The sequence below is a fragment of the Neisseria sp. P0021.S005 genome, assembly GCF_051956955.1.
This window is the reverse complement of sequence record NZ_JBQCWY010000006.1, coordinates 20,941-27,633: the sequence shown is the minus strand read 5'-3', so window position 1 is coordinate 27,633 and position 6,693 is coordinate 20,941. Positions and strand designations below refer to the sequence as shown.

Genomic DNA, 6,693 nt, shown 5'->3' with positions numbered 1-6,693 from the left:
GTACGGCCGCGGTAAAAAATCCTGAATTTGTGCGCGAAGCATGTAAGGCCTTTCCGGGTCAGATTATCGTCGGCTTGGATGCCAAAGACGGTATGGTGGCGATAGACGGTTGGGCAACGGTAACGGAACACCATGTCGTCGATTTGGCCAAGCGTTTTGAAGACGATGGCGTCAACAGCATTATTTATACCGATATCGGTCGCGACGGTATGATGAGCGGCGTGAATATCGAAGCCACCGTCAAATTGGCTCAATCAGTGAATATCCCGATTATCGCTTCCGGCGGCTTGACGAATTTGGACGATATCCACGCATTGTGTGCCGTCGAAAAAGAGGGTGTGAGCGGTGCGATTACCGGCCGCGCAATTTATGAGGGAAGTATTGATTTCGCACAGGCACAAAAAATGGCCGATTCTTTGGCTTGACCTAAGTGCGTTTAATTATGCAGATTGGGGCTTTGCAAGGTGTAACAGCGCAGGAGTTGGCGTATAGCTGAAAATGCCTTCAAAAGCGGCATTTTGCAAAGTCCTTAGACTTAAAATCTGTCTGAAATAATTATAAAAAAACAACTCACTCAATATCTTATTTTATTAAGGGATTGGTATGCTTGAAGCGTTTGTTTTGGGTTTTTGGATTATCTGGTCATCCGACCGCGAAGTGTATCCGCTAAGCGAAAGTTTGTGGTTTACACTGATTGCAGTGATATTGCGGCAGCTGACGGCGTTTGATTTGCCGATTATCGATACCTATTGGATGATTTTCAACGGGATAATCTGGGCATTTGCCGGTTTAATTTTTTCCATTGTCGGCCGCATTGACAGCAATTTCATTATTTCCTGTGTTTTGGCGATGATAGCCGGCATTGGTTATTTTCAGCTGTTGCAACATTTGCCGGATTGGTTGAGCAAATTTTTGGCCTGACGGTTTCAGACGGCCTGATAACGGATAATAGGTATTGAGTATGGCATTGGCAAAACGAATTATTCCTTGTCTGGATGTAAAAGACGGTCGCGTGGTAAAAGGTGTCAACTTTTTGGGTCTGCGCGATGCAGGCAATCCGGTTGACGTTGCCAAACGCTACAACGATGAAGGCGCGGATGAGTTGACCTTTTTGGACATCACTGCCTCCAGCGACAATCGCGACACTATTTTGCACGTTATTGAGGCAGTCGCTTCACAAGTTTTTATTCCATTAACCGTCGGCGGCGGTGTCCGTACGGTTGCCGATATCCGTCGTCTGCTTAATGCCGGTGCCGATAAGACCAGCATCAATACGGCCGCTGTAACCAATCCTGATTTGGTAAACGAAGCGGCCGGTTTTTTTGGTTCGCAAGCGATTGTTGTTGCCGTGGATGCCAAAGCGGTTAACCCTGAAAACACCCGTTGGGAAATCTTTACCCACGGAGGACGTAATCCGACCGGTTTGGATGCGGTGGAATGGGCTGTCGAAATGCAGCGGCGCGGTGCAGGCGAGATTTTGCTGACCAGTATGGACCGAGACGGCACCAAGCAAGGTTTCAACCTGCCTTTGACACGCGCGGTCAGCGAAGCGGTCGATATTCCGGTCATTGCTTCTGGCGGCGTCGGTTCTGTTCAACACTTGGTGGACGGCATTAAGGACGGGAAGGCCGATGCGGTATTGGCCGCCAGTATTTTCCACTTTGGCGAAGCGAGCATCCGCGAAGCAAAACTGGCCATGCGTGAAGCAGGAATTGAAGTGCGTTTGTGATTACTATCCAAAGGCCGTCTGAAAATATGGGAAAAAAATGCGAATGTCGAACATAAACGAAACGCTGCTGAATGCCGTAAAATTTGATGAAAAAGGTTTGGTTTGCGCGATTGCCCAAGATTGGCAGACACACCGTGTGCTGATGGTTGCCTGGATGAACGCCGAAGCCCTGCAAAAAACCGTAGAAACCGGGTTTGCCCACTATTACAGCCGTTCCCGCCAAAAACAATGGATGAAGGGCGAAGAGTCAGGGCATACGCAAAAAGTACATGAATTGCGCCTGGATTGCGATGGCGACGCAGTGGTCATGTTGATTGAACAAAACGGCGGCATTGCCTGTCATACTGGGCGCGAAAGCTGTTTTTACAAAGTTTGGCAAGACGGCGCATGGCAGACAGTCGATGCCGTGTTGAAAGACGAAGAGGCGATTTACGGACATAAACATCCTTAAGGCCGTCTGAAAGAAAATAAGAGAAACTGACCATGACCGATACTATCCTTACCCAAATTCAAAACGTCATCGATTCGCGCAAAGGCGGCGATCCCGATGCTTCTTACGTTGCCCAGCTGCTGCACAAAGGCGAAGACAAGATTCTGAAAAAAGTCATCGAGGAAGCGGGTGAAACCTTGATGGCCTCTAAAGATGGCGGTGGCGAACATTTGGTTTACGAAGTGGCGGATTTGTGGTTTCATACCATGGTTTTATTGGCGCATCACGGATTGCGTGCCGAAGATGTAGTAAACGAGCTTGCGCGCCGTCAAGGTTTGTCGGGATTAGTGGAAAAAGCTTCTCGCAAAGAATCTTGAATTTATATTACAATCCCGTATTTGACCTGTTTCAGAATCCGTCTCTTAGGGCAAAAACGATTTCCCTTTTTGGGGTGAAACTCGTTATACCCGTTTTCAGACGGCCATTGGAGCCATTATGGATAATTGTATTTTCTGCAAAATCGCAACCAAAGATATTCCGGCACAAACTGTTTACGAAGACGATGAGATGCTTTGTTTCAAAGACATCCGTCCTGCTGCGCCGGTGCATCTGCTGCTGATTCCGAAAGTACACTTCGATTCACTGGCACACGCAACCGCCGAACATCAAACCCTGTTGGGGAAAATGATGTTGAAAGTCCCTCAAATCGCCCAAGAGGCAGGTTTGACCGACGGTTTCAAAACCCTGATCAACACAGGCAAAGGCGGTGGACAAGAAGTATTCCACCTGCATATACATATCATGGGTACGCCTGCATAACTATCATCTATTTTTAATAAATTCAAGGATTTATCATGGGTAGCTTCTCTCTCTGGCACTGGATTATCGTACTGATTATCGTCGTTTTGGTATTCGGTACCAAAAAATTGCGCAATGTCGGCAAAGACCTCGGCGGTGCAGTGCATGACTTCAAACAAGGCCTGAATGAAGGTACAGACGGCAAAGATGCCAAAAAAGACGAAGTCATCGAACACAAAAAAGACGAAGACAAAGCATAATCCATGTTTGATTTCGGTTTGGGCGAATTGCTGCTGGTCGGCGTTGTCGCCCTAATAGTGCTGGGTCCAGAACGTCTGCCGCAAGCCGCGCGCACGGCCGGGCGTTTGGTCGGCAAATTGCAAGGCTTCGTCAACAACGTCAAGCAGGAGCTCAATACTCAGGCTGAGTTGGACGAATTGCGCAAGGTGAAGCAGGAATTTGAAGCCGCCGCTTCGGAGTTTCGCGACGGTATCAAAGACTTAGGCGATGATGCACAAAAAAATCTGAATGATATTTCAGATGGCCTCAAGCCTTGGGAGCGCCTGCCCGAACAAAAAACGCCAGCTGATTTTGGCGTGGACGAGTTCGGTAATCCTCTGCCTGATTTGGCTTCAAGCAGCACTGAAAATGAAAGTGCGGCCCAAGTTCCTGAAGAGGGTGGAACAGCGCAAACTCAAGAGCCTGTCGGAGCTGAAAATGCCGAGTCCGAGCAAGACCGCGCTTGGCGTGAGTATTTGACCGCATCGGTTTCCCCCGCACCGGCGGTTGAAGTCAGCTATGTCGAAGCTCCTGCTGCCGATGTTCCTCCGCTGCATACGACTTCTTTGCGTAAGCAGGCGATGAGCCGCAAACGCGATATGCGCCCGAAATTCCACGCCAAGCCCAAACTGCGCGTCCGTAAGTAAAAAGTGAGTCAACCGGTGTCCGAACCTCAACACGAACAACCCGTCCAACCGCTTATCGAGCATCTTCTCGAGCTGCGCCGCCGAATGATGTGGATCGTCATCGGTATCGTTGTCTGCTTTTTGGGCATGATGCCGTTTGCCCAGCAGCTCTATACTTTTGTTGCCGAACCATTGATGGCCAATCTGCCTAAAGATACCAGCATGATTGCGACCGATGTGATCGCGCCGTTTTTTGTGCCGGTAAAGGTTACCTTGATGGCGGCGTTTCTGCTGTCGTTGCCGCACACGCTGTATCAAGTCTGGGCGTTTGTCGCCCCGGCTTTATACCAAAACGAAAAGCGTTTGATTACGCCGCTGGTGTTGTCCAGCGTGACGCTCTTCTTTGTTGGTATGGCGTTTGCCTATTTTCTGGTATTTCCCGTTATTTTCAAATTCTTGGCCGGTGTAACCCCTGTCGGTGTCAATATGGCGACCGATATCGATAAATACCTGTCCTTTATTTTGGGCATGTTTGTTGCATTCGGTACGACGTTTGAAGTTCCCGTCGTTGTGGTGTTGCTTGCCAAAATGGGCATTGTTTCGACTGCACAGCTTAAGAATGCGCGTCCGTATGTGATTGTCGGTGCGTTTATCGTGGCCGCAATCATCACGCCGCCTGACGTAATTTCCCAAACCCTGCTTGCCGTTCCGCTGATTCTGCTCTACGAAGCTGGTATTTGGTTCAGCCGTTTTGCCAAAGCGAAAACGCAGCAGGAAGATGAGGATACACCGCAACCACCGGCAGAAGTTTAAGAATCAAGGCCGTCTGAAGAATTTTTCAGACGGCCTTTGTATCATGGCACTTTCAGTTTTTAAGAAAAAGCATGATGAATGTTCGGGGAATCGTAAAACATTACTGTCCAGATTCTTTTGATTCGGCTAAAATTTTTGACCGAGGATTTTGCCGAAATCGAAGCAGTAATGCGTAACAGTCCCTCATGCCTCAATGGGCTGGATTTTAATACCAAACTGCCGGAATTACGTTTGGGAAATGGGGTGATTTTTACCAAGGCATAAGCCGAAAATACTTGATTTTAGGTAATTGAAAAAATATTCGTTTCTATTTTATCGAGAAGAATGATGTCAGGCCGTCTGAAAATTAACTACGTTTCAGACGGCCTTTTTGTCACCCTTGTTTTTCGTTGTAATCCTTATTTATCAAGCATCTTACAAAAAGGGTTTTGAAAAAGAGAAGTTTATATTTTGACTAAATCCAGCCGTATGAATCCATAGTGAAATGTGTTATCTTATCTACGTGTGTTAAGAAACATTAATAAGTTTGTATTTTTCTTACAGAGAAAGGCTTCAAAATGGATGGATGGACTCAAACGCTGAGTGCCGGTACTTTGCTCGGTATCGCCGCGGCAGCGATTTTGCTGATCTTGATTTTGATTGTAAAACTGCGCGTTCATGCCTTGCTGACGTTGGTATTGGTCAGCTTGCTGACTGCCATCGTAACAGGTCTGCCTATGGGCAGCATTGTTAATGATGTATTGGTCAAAAACTTCGGCGGTACACTTGGCAGCGTGGCGTTGTTGGTTGGTTTGGGTGCAATGCTTGGCCGTTTGGTGGAAACTTCCGGCGGTGCTCAGTCTTTGGCAGATGCGCTGATTCGGATTTTTGGTGAGAATCGTGCGCCGTTTGCCTTAGGCGTGGCTTCTTTGATTTTCGGTTTTCCGATTTTCTTTGATGCCGGTTTGGTGGTGATGTTGCCGATTGTGTTTGCAACGGCACGCCGCATGAAGCAAACTGTTTTGCCCTATGCGTTGGCATCTATTGGCGCATTTTCCGTCATGCACGTCTTCCTGCCGCCACATCCCGGCCCGATTGCAGCTTCTGAATTTTATGGCGCAAATATTGGTCAACTGCTGATTTTGGGTTTGCCTGTTACCTTGATTACTTGGTATTTCAGCGGCTATTTATTGGGTAAGATTTTGGGCCGCAGCATTCATGTGCCCGTTCCTGATTTGCTCAGCGGCGGTACGCAAGATAACGACCAACCGAAAGCGCCTGCAAAGGCATCTACGGTCATTGGCATTATGCTAATTCCTATGTTGTTGATTTTCTTGAATACTGGTTTGTCTACTCTGATCAGCGAGAAAATGGTCAGTGCGGATGAAGGCTGGGTGCAGTTTGCACGAATGCTCGGTTCGACACCAATTGCTTTGCTGATTTCTGTTTTGGTAGCCCTGTATGTATTGGGCAGTAAACGTGGTGAAAAAGCCAGCGCTTTGGAGAAAACCATTGATGGCGCATTGGGCCCGGTTTGCTCGGTTATTTTGATTACCGGTGCAGGCGGTATGTTCGGCGGCGTATTGCGTGCTTCCGGTATCGGTAAGGCTTTGGCCGACAGCATGGCTGACTTGGGTATTCCTGTTTTACTGGGCTGTTTCTTGGTAGCTTTGGCTTTGCGTATTGCGCAAGGTTCTGCGACTGTTGCCCTGACTACCGCTGCCGCGTTGATGGCACCGGCCGTTGCGGCGGCAGGTTTCAGCGATTGGCAGATTACTTGCGTGGTATTGGCGACGGCGGCAGGTTCCGTTGGTTGCAGCCACTTTAACGACTCAGGCTTCTGGCTTGTCGGCCGTCTGTTGGATATGGATGTGCCGACGACCTTGAAGACATGGACGGTCAACCAAACACTTATCGCACTCATCGGTTTTGCTTTATCGTCAGTGTTGTTTATCTTGGTTTAATCGAAAATGGCCGGCGGATAGTGTTTTTGAGATAACACAATCCGCCTGTTTTCAAATACCGTTAAAATCTAGATA

General features: G+C 48.1%; 10 protein-coding genes. All 10 read left to right on the top strand.

What is annotated here, in order from left to right; translation table 11 throughout:
* Positions 1 to 425 (top strand): HisA/HisF-related TIM barrel protein (locus ACTHUE_RS01265; protein WP_440422999.1); only part of this gene is annotated, 425 nt, incomplete at its 5' end.
* A 178-nt stretch (positions 426 to 603) separates the two neighbouring features.
* On the top strand, positions 604 to 921 hold the full coding sequence (locus ACTHUE_RS01260; protein WP_004519651.1) for a hypothetical protein: 318 nt from the start codon (positions 604 to 606) through the stop codon (positions 919 to 921).
* Between the two features lie 40 nt (positions 922 to 961).
* Entirely contained in the window at positions 962 to 1,729 is a 768-nt protein-coding gene (hisF, locus tag ACTHUE_RS01255) for an imidazole glycerol phosphate synthase subunit HisF (protein ID WP_049336730.1), read from the top strand.
* Positions 1,730 to 1,772: 43 nt separating this feature from the next.
* Positions 1,773 to 2,180, top strand: a complete 408-nt coding sequence (hisI, locus tag ACTHUE_RS01250) for a phosphoribosyl-AMP cyclohydrolase (RefSeq protein WP_004519653.1) — start codon at positions 1,773 to 1,775, stop codon at positions 2,178 to 2,180.
* 32 nt (positions 2,181 to 2,212) lie between these two features.
* A complete protein-coding gene (locus tag ACTHUE_RS01245) occupies positions 2,213 to 2,536 on the top strand; it encodes a phosphoribosyl-ATP diphosphatase (RefSeq protein ID WP_003679440.1) in 324 nt (107 codons plus the stop codon).
* A gap of 118 nt (positions 2,537 to 2,654) precedes the next feature.
* Positions 2,655 to 2,978 (top strand): histidine triad nucleotide-binding protein, encoded by a 324-nt coding sequence (locus tag ACTHUE_RS01240; RefSeq protein ID WP_004519654.1) that lies wholly within the window; start codon positions 2,655 to 2,657, stop codon positions 2,976 to 2,978.
* 35 nt (positions 2,979 to 3,013) lie between these two features.
* Entirely contained in the window at positions 3,014 to 3,217 is a 204-nt protein-coding gene (gene tatA / locus ACTHUE_RS01235; protein WP_003679438.1) for a Sec-independent protein translocase subunit TatA, read from the top strand.
* Positions 3,218 to 3,220: 3 nt separating this feature from the next.
* Positions 3,221 to 3,883, top strand: a complete 663-nt coding sequence (gene tatB / locus ACTHUE_RS01230; RefSeq protein WP_440361194.1) for a Sec-independent protein translocase protein TatB — start codon at positions 3,221 to 3,223, stop codon at positions 3,881 to 3,883.
* Positions 3,884 to 3,898: 15 nt separating this feature from the next.
* Positions 3,899 to 4,675, top strand: coding sequence for a twin-arginine translocase subunit TatC (gene tatC, locus ACTHUE_RS01225; protein WP_039862097.1), 777 nt, complete (start codon positions 3,899 to 3,901; stop codon positions 4,673 to 4,675).
* Between the two features lie 557 nt (positions 4,676 to 5,232).
* The gene (locus ACTHUE_RS01220) at positions 5,233 to 6,618 is read left to right on the top strand and encodes a GntP family permease (protein ID WP_004519658.1); all 1,386 of its coding nucleotides are present in this window, start codon (positions 5,233 to 5,235) and stop codon (positions 6,616 to 6,618) included.
* Positions 6,619 to 6,693: the final 75 nt, after the last annotated feature.